General features: G+C 42.1%; 15 protein-coding genes and 1 pseudogene. 9 read left to right on the forward strand and 7 right to left on the reverse strand.

Features of this window, described 5'->3' with window-relative positions:
* Window positions 1-184: 184 nt before the first annotated feature.
* The 6 genes from ACYQ3L_RS06625 (at window position 185) to ACYQ3L_RS06650 (ending at window position 9577) form a co-directional block, all read left to right on the forward strand.
* Window positions 185-2227: an alpha-L-arabinofuranosidase C-terminal domain-containing protein gene (locus ACYQ3L_RS06625; protein ID WP_379994317.1), complete on the forward strand. Its 2043-nt coding sequence runs from the start codon at window positions 185-187 to the stop codon at window positions 2225-2227.
* A 9-nt stretch (window positions 2228-2236) separates the two neighbouring features.
* Window positions 2237-3796, forward strand: a complete 1560-nt coding sequence (locus tag ACYQ3L_RS06630) for a sulfatase family protein (RefSeq protein WP_379994316.1) — start codon at window positions 2237-2239, stop codon at window positions 3794-3796.
* 45 nt (window positions 3797-3841) lie between these two features.
* Window positions 3842-4972 (forward strand): family 43 glycosylhydrolase, encoded by a 1131-nt coding sequence (locus tag ACYQ3L_RS06635; RefSeq protein WP_379994315.1) that lies wholly within the window; start codon window positions 3842-3844, stop codon window positions 4970-4972.
* The gene (locus tag ACYQ3L_RS06640; RefSeq protein WP_379994314.1) at window positions 4969-6636 is read left to right on the forward strand and encodes an arylsulfatase; all 1668 of its coding nucleotides are present in this window, start codon (window positions 4969-4971) and stop codon (window positions 6634-6636) included. The genes ACYQ3L_RS06635 and ACYQ3L_RS06640 overlap by 4 nt, the downstream gene beginning before the upstream one ends.
* Before the next feature lie 799 nt (window positions 6637-7435).
* The gene (locus ACYQ3L_RS06645; RefSeq protein WP_379994313.1) at window positions 7436-8320 is read left to right on the forward strand and encodes an alpha/beta hydrolase; all 885 of its coding nucleotides are present in this window, start codon (window positions 7436-7438) and stop codon (window positions 8318-8320) included.
* A 33-nt stretch (window positions 8321-8353) separates the two neighbouring features.
* Window positions 8354-9577, forward strand: a complete 1224-nt coding sequence (locus ACYQ3L_RS06650; protein WP_379994312.1) for an isocitrate dehydrogenase (NADP(+)) — start codon at window positions 8354-8356, stop codon at window positions 9575-9577.
* A gap of 149 nt (window positions 9578-9726) precedes the next feature.
* Here the strand turns inward: ACYQ3L_RS06650 and ACYQ3L_RS06655 are convergent, their stop codons facing one another.
* Complete coding sequence (locus ACYQ3L_RS06655) at window positions 9727-11118, reverse strand: Gfo/Idh/MocA family protein (RefSeq protein WP_379994311.1); 1392 nt, start codon at window positions 11116-11118, stop codon at window positions 9727-9729.
* 163 nt (window positions 11119-11281) lie between these two features.
* A complete protein-coding gene (locus tag ACYQ3L_RS06660; RefSeq protein WP_379994309.1) occupies window positions 11282-12085 on the reverse strand; it encodes a patatin-like phospholipase family protein in 804 nt (267 codons plus the stop codon).
* 363 nt (window positions 12086-12448) lie between these two features.
* Between ACYQ3L_RS06660 and ACYQ3L_RS06665 the strand changes: the two genes are divergently transcribed.
* The 3 genes from ACYQ3L_RS06665 to ACYQ3L_RS06675 all read left to right on the forward strand — a co-directional run bounded on the left by ACYQ3L_RS06665 (window position 12449) and on the right by ACYQ3L_RS06675 (window position 15959).
* The gene (locus ACYQ3L_RS06665; RefSeq protein ID WP_379994308.1) at window positions 12449-14761 is read left to right on the forward strand and encodes a TonB-dependent receptor; all 2313 of its coding nucleotides are present in this window, start codon (window positions 12449-12451) and stop codon (window positions 14759-14761) included.
* Between the two features lie 5 nt (window positions 14762-14766).
* Complete coding sequence (locus ACYQ3L_RS06670) at window positions 14767-15588, forward strand: DUF4249 domain-containing protein (RefSeq protein WP_379994307.1); 822 nt, start codon at window positions 14767-14769, stop codon at window positions 15586-15588.
* Between the two features lie 137 nt (window positions 15589-15725).
* On the forward strand, window positions 15726-15959 hold the full coding sequence (locus ACYQ3L_RS06675) for a DUF4834 family protein (protein WP_379994306.1): 234 nt from the start codon (window positions 15726-15728) through the stop codon (window positions 15957-15959).
* 2 nt (window positions 15960-15961) lie between these two features.
* On the opposite strand, the gene ACYQ3L_RS06680 is transcribed toward ACYQ3L_RS06675, so the two are convergent.
* The 5 genes and pseudogenes from ACYQ3L_RS06680 to ACYQ3L_RS06700 all read right to left on the reverse strand — a co-directional run bounded on the left by ACYQ3L_RS06680 (window position 15962) and on the right by ACYQ3L_RS06700 (window position 24704).
* Entirely contained in the window at window positions 15962-16747 is a 786-nt protein-coding gene (locus ACYQ3L_RS06680; RefSeq protein ID WP_379994304.1) for a polysaccharide deacetylase family protein, read from the reverse strand.
* Window positions 16744-17682, reverse strand: coding sequence for a glycosyltransferase family 2 protein (locus tag ACYQ3L_RS06685; protein ID WP_379994303.1), 939 nt, complete (start codon window positions 17680-17682; stop codon window positions 16744-16746). Before ACYQ3L_RS06685 ends, ACYQ3L_RS06680 begins: the two co-directional genes overlap by 4 nt.
* A gap of 81 nt (window positions 17683-17763) precedes the next feature.
* Complete coding sequence (locus tag ACYQ3L_RS06690; protein WP_379994302.1) at window positions 17764-19116, reverse strand: DUF4026 domain-containing protein; 1353 nt, start codon at window positions 19114-19116, stop codon at window positions 17764-17766.
* A 173-nt stretch (window positions 19117-19289) separates the two neighbouring features.
* On the reverse strand, window positions 19290-20279 hold the full coding sequence (gene trpS, locus ACYQ3L_RS06695) for a tryptophan--tRNA ligase (RefSeq protein WP_379994301.1): 990 nt from the start codon (window positions 20277-20279) through the stop codon (window positions 19290-19292).
* A 398-nt stretch (window positions 20280-20677) separates the two neighbouring features.
* A pseudogene (locus ACYQ3L_RS06700) lies at window positions 20678-24704 on the reverse strand (hybrid sensor histidine kinase/response regulator transcription factor).
* Window positions 24705-24723: the final 19 nt, after the last annotated feature.

The following is a 24723-nucleotide window of genomic DNA, read 5'->3' on the forward strand; positions in this document are numbered from 1 at the left end:
ACTATCTAAGATAAGGATTTTTACCAGTGTTTTATAGCACAAATATATATTCTACTAGTAATTATGTGTACAATAACGATTTTTCGAACCTGTTAAATACATGATTGCTAACATTGAAGAAAAATTTACGGATACTGACTGCTTGAAATCTTTAAATTTGTGTCATAAATCAAATGACAAAACCATGAAAACAGTTTTTTGCGGAATAACATTGAGTTGCCTGTGCTGTTTTATATTTGCACAGCCAATAGCAGGCCAAACAAATAACATCAATGAGGGTGTTTTGCATATTAACAAAAAAAAGACGACCAAAGTAAGTCCTGTAAAATACGGATTCCATTATGAAGAAATAGGGATGATGGGAGAAGGTGCCCTGCACGCCGAAATGATCCGGAACCGTTCGTTCGAGGAGGCGACTCCCCCTGCAGATTTAGCGGTTAAAAACGGACTATATCAGGATGTACCCAATCCTTTGGGGAAAAATAAAGATGTGTTTCATGCAGATCCTCTAATCGGGTGGATTACCTATCCGTTTTCCTATGCTCCTATATTTATCGAACGCACATCAGAGAATCCGTTAAATGAAGAGAACAAATATTCGATGCTTGTCAATGTGACCGCCGATATTGCGAATGACCCCGAAGCGATGATCTTGAACAGGGGATATTATGGAATGAATCTGCGAAAGGATTCGGTCTATAACATTTCCCTGTATGTAAAAAGCCTGGATTATAAAGCTTCCCTGCAAATAACGCTGGTAGATGAACTGGGAAAACCGGCCAGTGCACCCATTGTTCTGGATGTGAAGAATAAAGAATGGACGAAGGTGAGCGGAGCATTGAAGCCGAACCGGAGTGTAAAACGAGGCATGCTGGCAATCAGGCCGCTGTCTGTTGGAAGATTTCAGTTGGATGTCGTCTCTATGTTTCCTTCCTATACATGGAATAATGGAAAGTCTGTTTTCCGTGCCGATATTGTGCAGAACCTGAAAGAGTATGCTCCCGATTTTATCCGCTTTCCCGGTGGATGTATTGTCCATGGAGTGAATGAGGCTACGATGTATCACTGGAAAAAAACGATAGGGCCGATAGAGAACCGTCCGGGCCAATGGAGCAAATGGGCGCCTTATTACCGTACCGATGGAATCGGTTATCATGAGTTTTACGAACTATGCGAGTATGTAGGAGCCGATGCCATGTATGTGGTTCCTACAGGAATGGTGTGCACGGGCTGGGTAAGACAAAAGTCTCCGTGGAACTTTATACAGCCCGAAGTCGATCTGGATGCTTACATTCAGGATGCACTGGATGCAATAGAATATGCGATTGGCACCACTACAACCAAATGGGGTGCGCTACGTGCCCGGAACGGACATCCTGAGCCTTTTCCTTTAAAATATATCGAAATAGGGAACGAGGATTTCGGCCCTGTCTATTGGGAGCGTTATGAAAAGATTTATCAAGCACTCCACAAAGTATATCCTGATTTGATTTATATAGCAAATAGTATCATTGGTAAAGAAAATGATGATAAGCGCAGCGATATTGCCAGATTTGTAAACCCGAAAAATGTAAAAGTATTCGACGAACACCATTACCAGCCGGTTGAATGGGCTTGTGAACAGCATTATCGTTTTGATAATTATGAACGGGGCGTGGCTGACTTATTTATCGGAGAGTTGGGTATCGACGGAAGATATCCTTACAATTTGCTGGCCAGCGGTGCCGTAAGAATGTCACTGGAACGCAACGGCGATATGAATCCGTTATTGGCAGAGCGTCCGGTGATGCGTCATTGGGATTTTATGGAACAGCGTAATATGCAACCGATGCTAATAAATGGTATAGATTGCAGTATCAAAACGCCTTTCTATTATTTATCGGAAATGTTTAGAGATAACACATTCGATGTTTGCCTGGATGCGGGTATAAGGGGAATGACAGGTTTGCAGGATGTGTTTGTTACTATGGGTTACGATAGTAAGAGTAAAGAATACATACTGAAATTGATTAACTTAAGAAAAAAGGAAGCTGTGCTTCGAACAGAAGTGAATGGCTTCGGGAAAAATATACAGGCACAAAAGATCATATTGAGTTTAGAACCTGATAAAAGCAATACTCCGCAGACACCGGAGGTGGTAAAGCCGGTTCAGTCGGTTACTACACTGAACTTGGACAGGGATTTGAAGATCGAAGCTACTTCCATGGTCGTATACCGTTTTAAATAAATGATGAATATGAAAAATACGGCTTTAAGCATTGCGGGCTTAGCTCTACCGGTTTTGTGCGCGCCACTAATAGCGCAAACAGGAAAACCGAATATTGTTGTAATTATGACAGATCAGCAGCGCGCTGACCTGTGTGGCAGGGAAGGTTTTCCTTTGGATGTAACACCTTTTGTAGACCGATTGGCTAAAGAGGGCGTGTGGTTCGATAAAGCATATACGGTAGCGCCGGCCAGTTCTCCGGCCCGTTGCTCCATGCTTACCGGGCGTTTCCCTTCGGCAACTCATGTACGTACAAATCACAATGTTCCTGATATATACTTCGATAAAGATTTAGCTGGTGTATTGAAGGAAAACGGATATAAGACAGCACTTGTAGGCAAGAACCATTCTTATCTGAAACCTTCCGACTTGTCTTTCTGGTCAGAATACGGACATTGGGGCAAGAATAAAAAGATAACTCCCGGAGATAAAGAAACTGCCCGTTTCTTAAATCAGGAAGCAAAGGGCCAATGGCTGGAACCTTCCCCGATACCTTTAGAGGAGCAGCTGCCAACAAAGATCGTGGATGAAACATTAACCTGGATTGAATCTCAGAAAGACAATCCGTTCTTTGTTTGGGTATCTTTTCCGGAACCTCACAACCCATATCAGGTATGCGAGCCTTATTATTCCATGTTTTCACCGGATAAACTCCCGCTCTTGAAAACATCCCGTAAAGATTTGGAGAAAAAAGGAGAGAAGTACCGTATCCTGGCGCAACTGGAAGATGAATCCTGCCCGAATCTGGAAAAAGACTTACCGAGAATCCGGGCTAACTATATCGGAATGATACGACTGATAGACGATCAGGTAAAAAGGCTGATAGAATCATTAAAGGCAAGCGGTCAATTTGAAAATACCGTATTTGTAATCCTGTCCGATCATGGCGACTATTGGGGAGAATATGGTTTGATTCGTAAGGGAGCCGGACTTTCGGAAAGTCTGAGCCGTATTCCGATGGTATGGGCAGGTTATCAGATAAAGAGACAGATTGCTCCTATGGTTGGTCATGTGTCGATTGCCGATCTTTTTCCAACTTTTTGTTCCGTTATCGGTGCTCAAATCCCGGCGGGTGTTCAGGGACGCAGCCTATGGCCTATGCTGACAGGAAAAACATATCCCAAAGAGGAATTCTCCAGTATTGTAGTACAACAGGGTTTTGGAGGTGCCAATGTTCCATTGGATTCATCACTCACCTTCGAACAGGAAGGTGCTTTAACACCGGGAAAAATAGCACATTTCGATGAACTGAACACATGGACACAAAGCGGTACATCACGGATGATAAGGAAAGGTGACTGGAAACTGGTTATGGATAATTATGGTAAAGGAGAACTATACAACCTGAAAAAAGACCCATCGGAAATACATAATTTATTCGGAGACAAGAAATACAGTATTGTTCAGACAGAACTTCTTGCGGGATTGGTAACCTGGGAATTACGTTTGCAAGACCCGTTGCCTCTTCCACGGAAGCGTTATCATTTTAAGCAAAATCCATATAACTATCTTCTCTCAGATTTGGAATGAATCAAAAGAGTATACATCTACAGATATTAAAAAAGATTATAACATATGAAATTTATTTTACGATCAGCCTTTATCTCAGTAACAGTATTCATCACAGCCTGTACGGCATCGCCGCAATCATACGGTGTTGCCGATACGAAAGCCCCGGAGCTGCATGTTCCTAAGTCCGTCAGACCTGCATTCGATTATTGGATGCGCGATACATGGAGTACACTCGGGCCGGATGGCTATTATTATATCACTGGTACCACTTCTACTCCCGATCGCCAGTTTCCCGGGCAAAGACACTGCTGGGACTGGAACGATGGCTTGTATCTCTGGCGTTCCAAAGACATGAAGTCTTGGGAGGCAATGGGGCGGATTTGGTCGATGGAGAAGGACGGAACATGGCAGAAAGAGCCGAAAGTATATAAAGAGGGCGAAAAATATCAGAAAAAATCTCTTAACGACGATCCTCTCGATAACCGTTTTCATGCAGTATGGGCTCCTGAACTGCACTATATAAAAAGTGCGAAAAACTGGTTTATAGTAGCTTGCCTGAATGAATCGGCGGGAGGAAGAGGTTCTTTTATTTTGCAGAGTACTACCGGCAAACCGGAAGGACCTTATGAGAATATAGAAGGCAATAAGGATAGAGCAATCTATCCGAATATTGACGGAAGCTTATTCGAAGACACCGATGGCACTGTCTATTTTGTAGGGCACAACCATTATATAGCACGTATGAAGCCGGATATGAGTGGTCTAGATGAAGAAATTGTAATGCTGAAAGAGACAAAATTCGAACCTGAACCATATTGTGAGGGAGCGTTTATTTTCAGGCACGATGGAAAATACCATTTGGTACAGGCTATCTGGGCACACCGTACGGCGGAAGGAGACACATATGTGGAAAAAGAAGGCCTGACAAATAAGAAAACCCGTTATAGCTACGATTGTGTCATCGCTACTGCCGACAATGTATACGGGCCTTATGGTAAGCGTTATAACGCCATTACAGGCGGGGGACACAACAATTTGTTTCAAGATAAGGACGGTAACTGGTGGGCGACTATGTTTTTCAATCCGCGCGGAGCACAAGCTGCCGAATACGATGTAACCTGCCGCCCCGGACTGATCCCGATGCTTTACGAAAACGGCAAGTTCAAACCCAATCATAATTATCAGGAAAAATGAAAATACCATTATTAATTACCGGAGGACTAGTCTTGGGAGCAATGGCTTACGCACAGGATAAACCTAATATCATCATTATATTAGCGGACGATGTGGGTTTTTCTGATATTGGTTGCTTTGGAGGCGAGATACAGACTCCTGTCCTCGACAAAATGGCAAAGGAGGGTATGAGGATGACCCAGATGTATAACAGTGCGCGCAGTTGCCCGTCACGGGCAAATCTGCTGACAGGACTTTACCCGCACCAGACAGGATTAGGGCACATGGATGCTATTCGTCCTGCATGGCCGAAAGGATACGCGGGTTTCCGCTCCAACTCGGACAATGTTACTATTGCCGAGGTACTTAAGGATGCCGGATACTTTACCGCAATGTCTGGCAAATGGCACCTGGGAAGAACGGCTGATCCGGTAGAACGGGGTTTTCAGGAGTATTACGGACTGCTGGGCGGCTTCAATTCCTTTTGGAATCCTGAAGTATACTCACGTTTGCCGGAAGGCCGGATACTCCGCCAGTACAAAGATGGGGAGTTTTATGCTACGAATGTAATAACCGACTATGCTATAGACTTCATAAATCAGGCGCATCAGGAGGAAAAGCCGTTATTTATGTATCTGGCTTATAATGCTCCGCATTTTCCCTTGCACGCTCCCAAAGAAGTGACCGACAAGTATATGCAAACCTATTTGCAGGGCTGGGATAAAATCCGGGACCAACGTTGGAAGCGGATCGTGGATATGAAACTAATGCAGGGAAAACCGGAACTTAGTCCAAGAGGCATTGTTCCTGAGAGTCTGTTCGAAGATGAGACACATCCGCTGCCGGCATGGAATTCACTGACTAAAGAACAGCAGGCCGATCTGGCGCGCCGCATGGCCATCTATGCGGCAATGGTAGATATTATGGATGCCAATATCGGCCGGGTACTGGAAACCCTGCAAAAGAACGGGGCACTGGATAATACATTTATCATGTTTATGTCCGACAACGGAGCTTGCGCCGAATGGCATGAGTTTGGGTTTGACAAACAGACCGGAACGGAATACCACACACATACAGGTGAAGAATTGGACCGGATGGGGCTTCCCGGTACCTATCATCACTATGGAACCGGTTGGGCGAATGTATGTTGTACTCCATTCTCTCTTTACAAGCATTATGCACATGAAGGAGGCATTTCTACACCTTGTATTATCCGATGGGGTGACAATATTAAATCCAAAGGAGGAATAGACCACCAACCGGCGCAATTCTCAGATATTATGTCAACTTGTATCGAATTGGCCGGAACAACATATCCCGATGAGTACGAAGGCAGAAAGATCATACCGACACCGGGTAGATCCGTTCTTCCGATAATACGGGGCACAGATATGCCGGAACGCTATATTTATGCAGAGCATGAAGGTAACCGCATGGTGCGAAAAGGTGATTGGAAACTTGTTTCAGCGAACTTTAAAGGCGACGAATGGGAACTCTATAACATCAAGGAAGACCGGACTGAACTGCATAATCTGATAAAGACGTATCCCAAAATGGCGGAAGAACTTGAAAATGCCTATTTTAAATGGGCGGATAAAAGCGATGTGCTCTACTTCCCTAAAGTATGGAATACATATAACAAGGGACGCCAGAAAGACTTTAGGGAAAATAAACTAAAATAAACGTGATGAATAAAAAGTGTCTATTGGCCTTACACGGCGGATGCGCGAAAATTGGCAACTATGTTAAAATCTGACACTTCTGACATTTTTCAGCTTTTATCTGATAGCGGTAATCAGTTAACAGTAAACAGTTAGCAGTCAACAGTAAACCAACTTGTAACTCGTAACTTTCTTAAAAAGTAACAAAGGTAACACTTTTTTCAGTGAACAATAAACAGTATTAACAGTAAACAGTCATCAGTATCGTGGTCTGTCATGCTGAGGGAAACGAAGCATCTCGTCAGGGAGTAGTTAACTCCCGCTGGCGCGGACTTCCAGTCCGTGTCTTGTTGACAGTTCAAAAATGTTTGCTACGCAACACACAGACGAGACGTCTGCGCGAGCGGGTGAGAGAAACGAAGCATCCCGTCAGAGAGTAGTAAACAACCTGTCTCTCGTATCTTTCTCCCAAAAGGTAACAAAGGTAACAGTATTTTCAGTCATCAGTCAACAACTCGTAAGATGTAAAACTTTGCGCCTTTGCGTCTTTGCGTGAAACAAAACAAAACGTCAGCCAACTTGTAACTCGTAACTACCCGAAGGGCGAAGAAATAACATTCGCCGAAGCGAAGGCGAGGCAAACTCGTAACTACTTTAATCAATACTTCAAAGAACTATAAGCTAACAGCCAAAGGTTATAGGCTCTAATTATATAGATAAAGTTTTCAAGAGATATTACTATTCATTCTGCATATTACATCTTTGATTTAAACCTTAAAATATCTATCTTTGAAAATCTGATTTTTAAAATTTGATCAAAATGATAAACACCCGTCAATTATTAGTGGCAAGTGCTTTGCTGCTGTTTACATGTGTAAATATGAATGCTCAGAAGATCGTGAAATTGTGGGAAACAAATCCCCCGACAAGTAATGAAATAACAGAGGCCGAAAGGTATGAGAGAAACGGAGGCTGGGTTACAAATGTGTCTGCTCCCGATCTGACTATCTATCAGCCGGATAAAGCAAAAAACACAGGTATGACAGTTGTGATATGTCCCGGAGGGGGCTATTCCGGGCTGGCTATAGAACACGAGGGGGTGATGTTTGCTAAATGGCTGAATGAGCAGGGTATAACCGCCGCCATTCTTAAATACCGGATGCCGAACAAACATAAGGAAATACCATTGGATGATGCGCAACAGGCGATACGTTATGTGCGCGAACATGCCGGCGATCTGGGTATTGACGCCGATAAAGTCGGTATTGCAGGCTTTTCTGCGGGCGGACATCTGGCCGCGACGGCTTCTACTCATTATGCAATAAAGGGAACAAGCACAAGGCCTGATTTTTCAATCCTTTTTTATCCGGTAATAACAATGGAAGTAGCTACCCATGGAGGGTCCAAATTAAATTTATTGGGAGATAAACCTTCGGCTGCCGATATGCATACTTTTTCGAACGAAAAACAGATAAATGTGAACACTCCGCCTGCAATATTGTTATTGAGTGATGACGATAGGACCGTACCGCCGGCTAATAGTACATCATATTACAATGCCCTGAAGCAGAATAATGTACCTGCCGCCATGTATATATTCCCCGAAGGCGGTCATGGCTGGGGTATGAGAGAAAATTTCAAATATCATACACAGATGCTGGACCTGTTGGGTACATGGCTGAAAGATATACAAAACAAACAGTAATATTTTATACAAAACCAGTATTAATAAAATAAGATGCAGAAAATAAAAGTAGCGAATCCTGTTGTAGAGATGGACGGGGATGAAATGACCCGTATTATCTGGCAGTATATTAAAGACAAACTTATTCTTCCGTACGTAGACGTAGATCTGAAATACTATGACCTCAGTATTCAAAACCGTGATGCAACGGACGATCAGATAACGATAGACAGCGCCGAGGCTACAAAGAAATATAAGGTAGCCGTAAAATGTGCGACTATCACCCCCGATGAAGCGCGTGTTACAGAATTCGGGCTCAAGAAAATGTGGAAATCGCCTAACGGGACTATCCGTAATATAATAGGGGGGACAGTTTTCCGCGAACCGATTATTATCAGCAATATCCCCCGTTTGGTGAATACATGGACTCAACCGATCATTATCGGGCGTCATGCGCATGCCGACCAATATAAAGCCACCGATTTTGTTACCAAAGGGAAAGGGACATTAACCCTAACCTTTACGCCAGAGGAGGGTGAACCCCAGTCATATACTGTCTACAACTACAGTGGAGACGGTGTGGCTATGGGAATGTATAATACGGATGAATCAATATACGGGTTTGCTCACTCTTGTTTCAGGCTGGCCCTGCAAAAGAAATATCCGTTATACCTGTCAACAAAGAATACAATATTGAAGGCTTATGACGGACGTTTCAAAGACATATTTCAGGAAGTTTATGATAACGAATACAAGGCTGAATATGAAAAAGCCGGCATTACTTACGAACATCGCCTGATTGACGATATGGTGGCCTCTGCCCTGAAATGGAACGGAGGTTTTGTCTGGGCCTGCAAAAATTATGACGGAGATGTGCAATCCGATACTGTAGCACAGGGATTCGGATCTCTCGGCCTGATGACTTCGGTACTGCTTACTCCTGACGGGCAGATAATGGAAGCGGAAGCCGCCCACGGAACAGTGACCCGTCACTATCGTCAGCATCAGCAAGGTAAAGAGACATCGACAAATCCGATCGCTTCTATTTTTGCATGGACTAGAGGTTTGGCTCATCGTGGTAAACTGGACGGGAATCAACCTCTGATCGATTTTGCGAATAAACTGGAAGAAACCTGTGTAGAGGTGGTGGAGCAGGGTAAAATGACAAAGGATCTTGCCATGCTTGTGTATGGAGATAAAATAGAGCGTTCGAATTATCTGAATACGGAAGACTTCCTGGATGCGGTCAGCCAGGGATTACAGATGAAATTGGCATAATCATCAGATAAAAAGATGTATAAAAAACACTTGCGGACAGTTCCGCAAGTGTTTTTTTATCTGGTAGGAAAGAAATCTTCATGCAGGATAGCGTCTTTTCTGCAAAAGATCATATCAGTGTTAATGTCAATAAGCCTGTATATACCTTCCTATTCCGCAAATTTAAGCCCTTGCAGTTTGTTCCATCCTCCACGGGTAAAATCCGGGATTTCGACAGGTGCTGAATTATTATCGAGAGAAATCGCTGTTAATGGAATCAGGCAACACCATTCGGCAAGGTCATACACGTCCATATCCAGGGGTAAGCCTTTTTGCAGGCAATATATCAGGCGGTAATCCATTACGAAGTCCATACCTCCGTGACCTCCAACTTCTTTGGCCTTGTCTTCTATATCCCTAACGATAGGATGCTTGTATTTTTCCATCAGCGCTTTCCTTACATCATCCGGAACAAAGCTATGAGCGTTCAGGTTTTCGTGATTGGCGGCAACCGCTGGGTCTATTGCACCTCCATCGAGAGCATAACCTTGAGTCGGATACTTATTGGCAAAACCTTTTGTGCCGGTAAGCTGGTACATACGGCTATAAGGGCGCGGTGAATTTACATTGTGCTCGATAAGGATGGATTTGCCTTTTTCGGTAGAGATAAGGGTAGATGTATGCTCCCCGTTGCGGAAGTCCTTTACATCTTCACCGGTTTTGTCTTTTATATAATTGATACTTGATATTTGCTTGGCATCTACAGATACAAGATAATTCATCTTGTCGCCACGGTGTATATTCATCGCCTGACATACCGGCCCAAGCCCGTGTGTAGGATATAAGTCTCCTCTGTGTTTCCTGTTGTAATCCATGCGCCAGTTTTCCCAGTATTGATCCCAGAAAGGCTGTAAACCATGTATATATGCACCTTCGCCGTGTACTATTTCTCCCAGCAGTCCTTGTTGAACCATGTTGAGGGTGGTCAGCTCGAAGAAGTCATATACGCAGTTTTCGAGTTGCATGCAATGTTTCCGGGTTTGTTCCGAGGTATTTATTAATGCCCATATTTCATCCATGGTCATTGCCGAAGGTACCTCAATGGCGACATGCTTGCCATCCTTCATGGCCTGCACACCTATTGTTGCATGACTTTTCCAGTCTGTAGCTACATAGATGAGATCCACATTGGGTAAAGCCGTGACCTTGCGCCATACGGAAGTATCTCCGTAGAATTCCTGAGCCTTGGGGAAACCTCTCTCCTCCACAAGCATCTTATTTACTTTCTCCGTATTCTTTTGTTCCACATCGCACAGAGCGACTATTTCTACACCAGGTATATGTGTCATGCGTTGCACAGCCCCCGGGCCACGCATCCCCAAACCAATGAAAGCCACACGGACAGTCGGTAGCGGATCGGTTTTCAACTCTAAAACGTCAGTTTGTCCCGCCGGACGTGCCGGAACATCTGTTTTTATAACAAATGACTGTTCTTTTACTTTTTGCTGTCCGCAACTAATAAGCAGAAAGCCAATGGTAAATAAGGAAAGAATTTTCTTCATGGATTAGAATGTTTATAGGTCTATATATAGTTAGTATTTTAAAGTACCTGTGTTTGATAATAGACGATCGATACAAAAATAAGAATTTAAGCTTAAAATGAAGTCCTTTACGATTAGTAATTCCTTATATCTCTATATTTGTGAGAGGCATTTTTACTGTGGGTTATATTGTGGGAACGGAAAAATCTTTTAATAAAGCTTCTTCGTTGTCTTTGAAAAATGCCATAGTCAACTCGTATCCTGCCCGATATATTTCTTCTACATGGTCGAGGTCGAACATCGAATACCAGGAGAGTGATACCGATTCTATCAGGTAATCGCATAAGTTGCGGTCGAGTAGCGTATTTGAGCCTGACATGTAGTGAAACGAGCGTTCTGCGATATACTTTATAGAACTGCGGAATTCTGATTTAGTGATCGGACTTACATTTACCCCGATTATTTTTGCGCATTCACGGCGTATTATCGAAACGGGAAAGTTTTTGAATAGTCCGCCATCTACATAGTAATGCTTATTGATTTCCACAGGTCTGAATATGATGGGAACGGAGCACGAGGCTATTACTGCCGGTATTAACGGACCGGACATGAAAACTTTGCTTTCGCCATGTTCTATGTCCGTAGCTACCACATGTAAGGGTATTTTTAAATCTTCAAAGTTTTTTGATCTTAAATGCCTTTTCAGAAAGGACTGAAAGCCTTCACTTTTAAAAAAACCTCCATGAGGGATTGTAAATTCGGCGAACTCCCGGAAAACTTTTTTCTTGAAGAATGATATTATCTCTTCGGGAGTATGCCCGTCAGCATATAATACTCCGGCAAAAGCTCCGGCGCTCGTACCTGATATAACCTCCGGATAAAGCCCTTTTTCATTGAGCGCCTGTAACACGCCGAGGTGGGCAAAGCCTTTCGCTCCTCCTCCACTCAGAGCTATTCCCAGCTTATATATGTTTTTTTCGGAGCTCATTATTGAGTGACGCCAAATTTAGTTCAGAGCAAATTTAGTCATAATCCTTTTACTGATGAAACTGTTGGTATAATAAATTTAATTCCGGTAGGATTAATGTGCCTGTAGCCGGGTTTAGTGCCAGTTCCCCCCGGAAGACACTGTAATTTGTAATTTCGGAGAGCTTAAATTCTATTTTAATTAAAAACCCTAAAAATGACAGGATTATCACCCGATATTTTACATTGTAGTGCCTTTTTTATCATTATTTTAACGAATAAACAATTATCTTTGTCTAAATCCTGAAAAAGGAAACACTAAATAAAACGGCAGTTTCTCCGTTGATATTGAGTATGGCTTATTGTTAGCCCTAAAAAATATAGTATGAGATTTCTCTTGATTGCGCTCCTGCTGATTCTGTCTTTAGCGGCTTTGGCTCAAAACAGGTATACGATAAAAGGCCGGATAAATAATGCCGATAATGGGGAAACTCTTGTCGGGGTTTCTGTCGGGGTGAAAGAACGACCTCAGCAGGGAAGCTTTGGGGATGAATCGGGGTATTACACCCTGACCCTTCCGCAAGGAGAATATAACCTGATCTTTAAACTTATCGGATATAATACCAGGCAGCTTAAAATTAAACTAAATGAGGACAAGACGCTCAATGTAGATCTTGACCCGGAAGTGGTTTCGCTTGGAGAAGTGGAAATATCTGCCCGAAGAACGAATGAGAATGTAAAGAATGTTCAGTCGGGAGTGGACAAACTGGAGATAGAAACGATAAATAAGATACCCGTTCTGCTGGGTGAACGGGATATCCTGAAAACCATCCAGTTATTACCCGGAGTAATAAGTGCCGGGGAGGGAAATACCGGATTTTATGTACGGGGCGGTAGTAACGACCAGAATCTGATAATGCTGGATAATGCCACAGTATATAACCCGTCGCATCTTTTCGGTTTCTTTTCCACATTTAACTCCAGCGCAGTAGATAACATGACTATTTACAAGGGCTCCATGCCAGCGCAATACGGAGGCCGGTTGTCCTCCACATTGGATGTAAGTATGAAGGATGGAGACCTAAAGAGCTATCATGCTAACGGAGGTATCGGGCTTATATCATCAAACCTTACATTCGAAGGGCCTATCCAGAAAGAACGTTCCTCTTTTATTGTTTCTGCCAGGCGTACTTATGCAGATGCTCTGGCACGTGTAATCGGAGTAGAGCAGGTAAAAGATTCGAAGCTGTACTTCTACGACCTGAACGCCAAACTAAGCTATGTATTGTCGGACAGGAACAAACTTACTTTAACGGCTTATCTGGGGAAGGATAAATTAGGATTGAATAAAGTTGCGATGATAGACTGGGGAAATACAATCGCCAGTCTGAAATGGAATCATATATTCAATGCAAAAGCAGCCTCGGCTACAACCTTATCATATACCGACTATACTTATAATGTAAGTGTAGATCTCACAACTGGCCTGAATGTAGCTTCCCATATCAAAGACTTTAACCTGAATCAGGAATTCAGCTTTTATCCGGATAATAAGAATGCAATAAAGGCAGGCTTTACATCCATCTATCATCAGGTTGTACCCGGTGATCTGAGCAGTAAGGACCCATCTCAATTACAGATCTCCCCTTACGAACACCGTGAATCATGGGAAAATGCCATCTTTGCCTCGAACAGTATGAAGCTGCATGATAAAATGGAACTGAGCTACGGTTTGCGCCTGTCGTCTTTCAGCGTACTGGGGGGAGGCGACTATTATGAATTCGAGAATCATACTATTACGGATACTGTATCCACAAAGAAAGGCCAGTTCCTTAAAACGTATTGGAACATAGAACCCCGCTTGTCGGCTGCTTATCAGCTGGACGGCGTGTCTTCCGTCAAAGCGGCATATACACGCACTACCCAGCACTTACATTTGCTTTCCACATCTAATCTTTCCAGCCCTACCGACAGGTGGATTGCCAATACCAATTATATAAAGCCGGAAATAGCGAATCAGGTTTCAGTAGGTTATTTCCGTAACTTTTCAAATAACATGTTTGAGTTCAGCGCCGAACTATATTATAAAGACCTGAGAAACCAGATAGATTATAAGGACGGCGCAGACGTTCGTACCAAAGAGATAATAGAGACTGAGTTACTATTTGGAAAAGGGCGGACATATGGTCTGGAACTATTCCTGAAGAAGAGATTCGGGAAGTTTAACGGCTGGGTTGGATACACTCTTGCCCGCAGTGAGAAGAAAATAAATGGCATTAACGATGGGAAATGGTATGTGGCAAATCAGGATCGCACACACGATGTTTCCATAGTAGGTATCTATGACCTTAATAAGAAATGGACGCTATCTGCGACATGGGTGTTTGCAACAGGTAACCCACTGACATTTCCATCGGGAAAATACATTGTTGACGGCCATGCGATATATTATTACGAAGACCGGAATAGTTATAGGGCTCCATCGTTTCACCGGCTCGACCTGGGGGCGATATGCACACTGAAGAAAACAAAGAAGTACTCCTCGGAACTGGTCTTTAGTGTATATAACGCGTATGGACGAAAAAATCCCTATATGTTTGGTTTCAGACAGAATGAAGACGAACGGATGGTATCGGAATCATATATGATTTATCTATTCAGTGTTATTCCTTCCATATCGTGGAATTTTAAATTTTGAACGACATGAAAATTATATATAAACTTCTGTTAGCCACAATCGTTGTGATACTATTCACAACCTGTGAGAAGATTGTGGATTTGGATTTACGTACAGCTACATCCAAGCTTGTGATAAATGCTGCTATTACGGAAGGTTCACCGTGTACGGTCTACCTCACAAAATCACAGGCCTTTAATGACAACAGCTCGTTCAAAACGGTTGCAGGCGCGGAGATAATATTAACTGATGAAGATGGGAATTCCGAGATTTTAAGGGAAGCTCAGAATATGTCGGGTCTTTATCTTTCCAATATGTTAGGCAAAGTGAATAAGAGATATCATATAGCTGTGATAGCAGAAGGCAACATGCACGAAGCCAGTGTTGTTATCCCGAATGCTGTACCTATTGAAAAGACCTATATCTATGAGATAAAGGCGGGGAAAGATTCCTGGTATTCGCCGTCCTTCATTTTCTATGATCCTGTAGATGAAGTGAATTATTATTATACAATTCTCTATGTGAACGATAATGCCATGAAGAGTATATATCTGGATGATGATGAATTCAGAAACGGATTAAAAGTTCACCGCATACTATACTTCGACAAAGATGACAACAACGATCAGGATCTGAAGACAGGAGACCAGATCAGAATAGAAATGCAAACACTGGATAAGGGCATGTACACATTTTACAAATCCTTGTTCTCAATTGCTGCCGATGGCGGGACCAATCCGATAACAAACTTTACGGGAGATGTATTAGGCTGTTTTAAAGGATATAATACAAGTGTCGCATATTTTGTAGTAAGTCCGGATGCCATATATTCCGAATCTGATGAATAATCAGTATATTTGCTTATCCAATTAAGTAAAAGATAGTATTTAATGATACATTATTACAATCTAACTACTTATTGTACTTTAATTTAATGAAGCAACAAAAAGGTCTGTGACCTTAATATCTGAAATTCAATTGTCGTATGTTTAAGTTTCTTGGCTTTCTGTTAATATTGGGTCTATTCGGTTTTCTGGTAATAGGTGTCCTTCTGGGACGTATCATACGCTTTTTGGGCCCTGAAGATAGGGGGAAATCTAATAAAAAACGGCCGGGTACAAAATCTCAAAGTTCGAAATCACCGAATGTCTCACAAAAAAAATTTTCAAAGAACGAGGGGGAATATATCAGCTATGAAGAGGTGAAAGATGACAAATAAGATCATATCATACCTTCCACGAAATCCCATGTGCGGAGAAACTCGTAGCCTTTGCTCTTTCCCCATTCGATAAGCTTTCCAAATCTTTCTATCATCTTTGCATCCGTATTTTTTGTCACATAGAACGGAAAATTATACTTCTTTTTCGGCCCTATATCCATAAATTCCCACGGATGAAAATAGACATTCAGGTATCCGTCTTTTTTCAAAGTCCGGTTTGCCAGGCTTGTATAGATACTTAAAGGCAGATTATGGAAAGAAATCCAGAATAGCGGAAAACGGAGTGCCGGGGTTACCGATGCCGGTAGTTGCCACACTCCTTCACGCATAAAGCATGTACGCGGTTCGCTCAATTTGTTATATCTGCCCGGCAAATATGTAGGGTTGATAGATGAATTGTATATATACCCCGCTTTGAAGACTTCTTCCTCGGGCACAGGTGCCATGCGTGCCATACGGTAACCACGTACAGGTACCCCTCCGATTTCTTCCAAAATATCTTTCGACATCTTTAGATGCGGGGGTTCGAAATGGTCATGTACATATCCGTGCGAAGCCAGTTCGTGCCCTTCGCTAACTATCCTGCTTACTATATCTTTAGCATGGCTGGCGAAATTGGCTGTGGTATAAAATGTTGCCTTTACGCCATGTTTAGCCAGCAAATCGAGTATCCGGGCAGTGCCTTTTATGGAAACTTCCATTTGCAGGTCAAGCGGGATAGGGTCTCCATATTCACGGGGCATTTCGAATTCCTCTATATCGAAACTTAATAATATTTTTGAACTCATTTGCCAGTAATATTTGTACTTCGGATAATATACGGAGGAAAACCTTTAGTCTGCGAAAATATCCGTCCTATATATAATCCGATAATTCCAAGAATAAATAATTGCAATCCGCCAAGGAATCCGACAGTAATTATCAATGATACCCAGCCTGCCATTACATGTCCTGTCCAAAGGCTGATAATAGCGTATGGTACCAGTAATAAGGATAATAAGGCTATGCCGAAACCAAGGTATAAGGCAAGGTGGAGAGGCTTGGTACTGAAAGATAATATCCCTTGCACAGCAAGGTTGCGCATTTTCTTGAACGTATACTTCGTTTGTCCCGACAGCCGCTTATCGGGCATATAATCCAATGCATATTGTTTAAAACCTATCCAGTGAACGATGCCTCTTATAAACAAATCACTACCCTTGATATTGATAAGGATATTTGCCGCGCGCCTGTCCATCAACCGGAAATCGGCAACACCTTGTTCCAGGTGTATATCGGATACCATATTCAGAAACTTGTAAAAAAGGCTCGAGCTTCCGCGTTTCCTTTTCGACAGGGCCGGATCATCCATACGCCGGGTATATACTATATCGTAGCCCTCTTCCCACTTCCTGATAAAATCGGGCAACATACGCGGCGGATGCTGCATGTCGGCGTCCATGGATATGATACAATCGCCTGTGGCATTGTCCAGTCCTGCTTTCAGGGCATTCTGATGTCCGAAATTACGGGAAAATTCGATGTAGAAAAGCTGCGGATCTCCGGCACACATTTTCTCCAGTAAAGCCTGGCTTGTATCGCTGCTGCCATCGTTGACGGCGATAATCTCATACTGGTAACCTGTCGTATCCATGCTTTCATGAATTGATTTTATCACTGTGGGAATATTAGATTCCTCATTATAACAACAGATTACGATCGAGACTTTTTTGTTTAATATCATTTTTATTCTTAATCTTACGTAAAGATAAGGCTCTTATTTTAACTAAAGATAAAGTTGTCCGGATTTCATAATTATGTCCGGTTAATCTGCCAACAGGTAAATAGAATCACTCGTATATGTATTGTCCGGGGAATATATAATCCAGTCTGTAAGCAGGTCGAAAGGATATGTTTTTATATCTCCTTCGTTCAGCCCCGATATCCAGTAAGGCTGATTGAGAAGTTTGCCTTCTATTTTCCCATCATCTACAGATATCACATCATACCACAAGTGTTCCTTTTCACTGCCCGATTCGGGATTATCCACAGTCAATCCCAATTTTACAAGGAAAGTCCATCCGGGTTGTTCCTCTTCTTTTTTCGAACCGAAAATATTCTTGAGGAACGATTTCTTTTCCGGTTGTTTGTGTTCTTTCCTGAATACTCTCTCGAATGAAGAAAAGCGTTCTTTTGCCAACGCGCTCATTCTTTCGGTTTCCTCATTTGTTATATAATAAATTGGATTTTCGGCCAATGTAGGCGCGTATATTTCGGGAGAAACCATATTGCCATCTTCCACAGCAAAGAGAATTCCGGAAGGTTCGGCATGCACATTATCTACTTCGTCACGATCCGCCACGCTTCCGAGTATGTCATTAGGCAAATCTTTCAGAGCTTCCTCCCATCGGAGCCAACACAGGTTGATTCCCATACCGTCATAACCGATGGTAAACCGTTCTTTTTCCTTTGCGGGATGCGACAGAAATTTCTTTACTGTCATATTTATCAATGTATTCATCTGCTCCGCCCCCTGACTGAAATTAAGGATCTCCAGTTCTACAGATGCGCAGCGATGTAACCCATGCGTATGGAACCAATATCTGCGATTACCGTTCTCCCCGTTTTCGTCATATACACAATGCAATGTGTACAGATAATCCGGCGAAGGGGGCGTCGGTGATTTAGCGGTCATACTCAGCCATTTGGCAGACAGTAGCCTGTAAGACATAAAGTCTACTACAAGACTGGCTTCGGGGACAATAGCATCCATTATTTTCAGTTGCAAATGGAATGAAGTCAGGGGCTCCAGTTCGAAATACATGGACGTCTCCATATATTGATCCTGCTCCATTGCTGTTTGCAATGACTCTTCATCTATCGAATTTGCAAAACTGTAATCACTCAGGTTTATATTTTTGGCTTCACAAACATACATATCCACATTAAATACAGTGTCCTGATATTCAATTTCTGCTGCGAAACTCATAATTGAAAACTCTATATCAACTTCAGTCTTATTAAAAGATATAAGTTTGAAATCTTTTCGAGAAGATAGTGATTTTTCTATCTGTGCAGCATCGAACTTAAAGCTTTTGCTACGGGGGTAAATACCCATTCCTGAAGCCAGCCCGGTTTCGCCTTCAGCCAGCAGGTCATATTTCTCGTTGTTGTCCATATATGAGGTTGATCAGATATATTTATAAAGATATGTTTATAATCTGCTTAGCTTTTTTATATATACAAACGTAATGAAAAAAAACGGTATATTATAAAATAAGCAAATCTTAAATATATGCCGGTTCCCGTATGCACAGAGGCATATAATATATTGGGGGTAAGTTCTGATTATCAGAACTTATGTATCCCCATTATTTCCCTTACTTCGTTTATCGTTTTCCGTGCGCTCTCCCGTGCTTTTTCCGCCCCTTCGGTGGCAACTTTATGCAAGTACGCATCATCGTTCTTAATATTAATGATACGTTCGCGTATAGGAGCCGTAACCTTTATAATGTCTTCGGCCAGCTGTTTCTTCAGGTCTCCGTAGCGTATCTCGCAAGTATTCCACTTGTCTTCGAAATGTTGAACAACATCTTCTGTTGATACTACCTTCAATATTGTAAACAGGTTTTCTATATATTCCGGCTTTTCGGAGTTCGGAGCCTTAGGTCCTTCATCAGTCAGGGCGCGCTTTACTTTTTTCTCTATACTTTTCGGGTCCTCGTCCAGATAGATACAGTTGCCTTCCGATTTTCCCATCTTACCACTGCCGTCCAGACCCGGTATTTTTATCAGCTCCTGTCCGAAGTTATAGGCTACAGGTTCTTTGAAGTATTCCACGCCATAAAGGTTATTGAAACGGCGGGCAAACTTACGGGTCATCTCCAGATGCTGCTCCTGATCTTTACCAACAGGCACTTTATCTGCATTGTGCAGTAATATATCGGCAGCCATAAGAGTAGGGTAAGTCAGTAGCCCTGCATTTACATTATCCTGATGTTTTCTTGCCTTTTCCTTGAATGAAACGGTTTTGGACAGTTCGCCCAAATACGCGTGCATATTCAAAAGCAAGTATAATTCACAGACTTCGGTTACATCACTTTGTATATATATAGTCGATATTTCGGGGTCTATACCTGCTGCAAGGTATTCTGTCAATACACCCTTTACATTGCCGTGCAATATCTTTGGATCGGGATGCGTGGTCAGTGAATGATAATCTGCTATGAAAAAGAAGCATTTGTTTTCATGCTGCATTCTTGTAAAATTCCTGAGTGCACCGAAATAATTTCCAAGATGCAGGTTCCCTGTAGAGCGGATACCGCTTAAAACTGTTTCCATATGTGTTTATATTCTGTTTTTGATATGCAAAGATAGTCAAAATCTGCAAAATGCCGGATATATCTTACTTATTGTATCCGGACCGGTTAACAGTTAATGAGGGATTCGGCCAAAAGGTAACAGTTTTTTTCAGTTAACAGTAAACAGTTAGCAGTAAACAGTATTTCAGGCAGAGATGCTAAAGGCGCAAAAGGTAACAAAGGTAACAGATATGTCAGTAAACAGTCATCAGTTAACAACTTGTATCTCCTATCTCGTTTACTCGTATCTTGTTTACTTGTAACTCATAACTACTTTAATCAGTACTTCAAAGAGCTAACAGCTAATAGTCTACCGCTAACAGCTATCTACCCTATAGATAAACTTTCCCCGAAAAGCTAAAACTTTATTTATTCCGATTACTTTCTGTTCATTATTTGTTTTATATACTCGGATGGCACCAGGCCGAATTCTTCTTTGAAGCATTGACGGAAATATGTAACACTGTTCATTCCTACCATATAGGATATTTCGGAGATAGTATATTTCCCCGTCAGAAGGAGTTGTTCCGCATTGCGTATTCTCACCTTCCTTATAAACTCATTTGCAGACATGCCGGTGAGGGCCTTGACTTTTCTGTATAGCGTGGAGTGGCTCATATTCATCTTATCCGCGATAAATGCAACATCTACATTGTCCGAATCCAGATTCTGCTCAATAATAGATGTTACTTTTTCTATAAACTCATTATCTATTTTGCTTATAGAGTCTATTATGATGGCATTCTTATTTGCAGTATTGTTATTTATCAATTCTGCGACCTTCCGCCGGGCTTCCAGCAGATTGGCGACACGGCTATGCAGCAGGCTGGCGCTGAACGGTTTTGTTATATACGACTCTACTCCAATTGTGTACCCTTCTGTCCGGTCCTGAATCGTATCCTTTGCAGTAAGCAGGATGATTGGTATATGGCTTGTCCTGACATCTGCTTTCAACGTTCTGCTCAGTTCGAAGCCATCCATCCCGGGCATCATAATATCACTGATAATAATATCCGGTATGTGCGCATAAGCTACGTCTAACCCTTTTTCCCCGTTAGAAGCAGTATATACCTTGTATTGTTCGGATAGTGAGTTGTGGATATAATCCCTGATATCGTCATTATCTTCGATAACCAGAATGACTTGTTTTGTGTCATTCGTTTCCGTTCTTTCTTTCTCTCTGTTTTCTTCTATGGCATCTTTGGCTGTCTTATCCATATGCAAGGCATCGGGGTAAGTATTGTCCTCGACGATTCTGAAACGGAAAGAAGTTCCTTCACCCGGTTTGCTTTCAACAGCTATTTCTCCCTGATGTATGGACGCCAGATTGTGCACAAGGGCCAGTCCGATGCCCGTACCGGATACCTGTTGCTCCCTTTCGGCCTGATAATACCTGTCGAATATTTTGGAAATCGATTCAGGAGGAATGCCTCTTCCCGTATCTCTGACCTCTATTTCGGTATAGTTTACACCTTTATCCCCAACAGATCTCAATATGAGCGAAATACTTCCTTTTTGCGTATATTTATAATAAGTTTTCCAGGATGGTCGTTATTACATCCGGATCGAAGAAAATATTCACGTCCTGAGTTTCTATGCTGATATTGAATGATATGCGCTTGTTGGTGTTAAGCTCTTTATATTTTAAACCTACTTCATGTATCAGTTGTGAAATATCGCTTTTATATACACTAAGTCTTTTATTTTGGGTCTCTGTTTTCCGGAATTCCAGAATCTGGTTTATAAGACTCAATAGCCGTGTCGCACTCCTGTAAATGGCAGATATTTTGGAAGAATGCTTTTCTATGAGGTTTGGATCGCTGTGGAGATCCTCCAAAGGGCCCAGTATGAGAGTCAGAGGAGTACGCAGTTCATGGGTTATATTCGTAAAAAAGCGGAGCCTTTCGTTATTTAATTCCTGTTCTTGCAGATGGTTTTTCTTTTCTAAAGTAAGGGAATTCTCTAAGTCGAGTTTACGCTTATAGAAACGGAGTATAAGAATCACTATGCAGAAAACCGCTATAATATACAGTGCTTTAGCCCACCATGTGAGCCACAATGGCGGATTGATATTGATTTTCAGAGAGGTGATATTTTCCGACCAGTCCTGATTTTTCACCCGGGATTTAATTACCAGTTCGTATGTGCCGGGAGGAATGTTGCGGAAGGTAACCGAGTTTTCTCCCTGTGTATTGTACCATAAATCCTCCAGGCCTTTGAGCATATAAGTATATTCAACCAGATGATTGAGCGAATAATCCAATACATTGAATGATATATTGAATGTATTCTGGTTATAGCTTAACTCAATATCGGACGTAACCGGTATATCCGTATCCTTATCCGATATTTTCAGCTGATCGCTATATATTTTGAAACTGGTGATAGCTGTAGGCGGTAAATCTATTCGGGTAGGCACAGCCTCCGGATTGAAATAGCATACGCCGTTTTGCGAGCCGAAGAATATTGTTCCATTGGAGTCTTTGGTAACCGAACCACTCATAAAATCACCCAGGGGAACCCCATTGTAATGGTCGTAATTATCGAACTTGTTATTGTTGTGCATAAAACGGCTGATCCCTCCGTTGGTGCTAATCCATATGTTTCCATCCTTATCTTCGGTAATGGCGCGGATATGGCTGTTTATTAACCCGTCTTTCTCGTCGAAAACGATATATTCATCCATTTTATCGGGAGATTTGAAATAGACAAGCCCCTCTCCCGTGGCCACCCACATTTGCCCCTTTGTGTCTTTATATATATGATCTACGGTATTGGACGGGAAGCCCCGGTCTGTTTTCAGAGTCTTGATAACTTTCAAATTCTTGTCGAGAACAGCCAGTCCTTCCCCGAAAAAACCAATCCATATTTGCCCTTTGTTGTCTCTCGATATGGCACGTACCAGATTGTTGGGCAGTTCGGAATTCCCGGTAGAGAACAACTGCCCTTTCTTTGTCTCAATATTGTATTGGTATAATCCATAGGTACAACCTATCCACATATTCTTTTCGTTGTCTTCATAAAAACACCTGACATCGGTGTTTTTCCCTTCTATCATAAATTCCGAAACGGCTTTCCTCTGTGAATCGAATATGTTCACGCCACCCCGGAACGTGCCGAACCATAGATTGTTCTTTGAGTCTCTGATTGCGGCTAAGATAGCATCATCGGTTATCTTATTGCTCTTTTTATCTAAAATCCACGTCCTTTCCCCATTCTCGAAAACATTGATTCCCCCGCCATCGGTACCTATCCATACACGGTCTTTCTCATCGGTACATATTCCCCATGCTATAGGGTTATTTAAAGAATTATTCAGAGTTTGTATAGGTGAGTACGACCATGTATCGAAAAAAGGCGAATAATGGCTGATGAAGTTTATCCCTCCTCCATATGTGGCAAACCAGGAATTGTTGAAAGAGTCCTGATAAATGCACCGGATCGTCGGATTCGAAAATCCTTTGCTATCGTCCCGGTAAGAAATATTATTGAACGAAACATGCTGAGGGGTCAGGAACATGCTTTGCTTTATATCGAGGATGCTTACCCCGCCTTTTTCTGTTCCGACCCATAATTTCCCGTCGCTGAGCTGATTAATGGTGTATATGTAGTTCGAGATCAGGGAAGCCTTGTTTTGGGGATCGTGGCTGAATACTATAAATGATTCTTTCTCGGCATTGAAAAGAGCCAGCCCATTGTTCGTTCCTATCCACACATTATCATTTTTATCTACATAGATAGTCCTTACTTCATCCCCCGGCAAGCTTTCCTTATCATCCGGATCGTTTCTGAAATTCCTTATCTTTTTGTCTTTCAATGATAGTATGCTCAGTCCTGACGACACATGTCCTATATATAGCAATCCCTTATTATCCTCATTTACAGACCAGACATTATCACTGACCATCCCCGGAATTGTAGACTGATTATAGTGTTCGAACGTCTTATTCTTTTTGTTGAAATACTCGACACCCCTGTAATATGTAGACAGCCATAGGTTTCCGTCTTTAGAGTTGGTTATATCGGTAATGTCGTTTGTTATAATTCCCGATGGATTGGCGGCGTCATGTTTATAATGGGTAAATGTTTCTGAATAGCAGTCAAACATATTTAGCCCTTCCCGTTGTGTCGCGATCCATACCACATTATCATGTTGATCGGCATATACTTTGTTCAGTTCGTTGCCGCTTACGCTGTTACTGCCCTCAATGTTATTCTTTTTATAGATTCTGCATTTATTTCCGTCAAACCTGTTTAATCCGGATTCGGTGGCAAACCACAAGAATCCTCTTTTATCCTGCGTAATGCTCACAATATAATTGTTTGAAACACCATGTTCTATACCCAGCCTTTTTATCGTATAGGACTGAGCGTGAGATGATGAGGGTATAGACAGAATAATAATTAATTCAAGTTGCTATTTA

Source organism: Dysgonomonas termitidis, assembly GCF_054657735.1.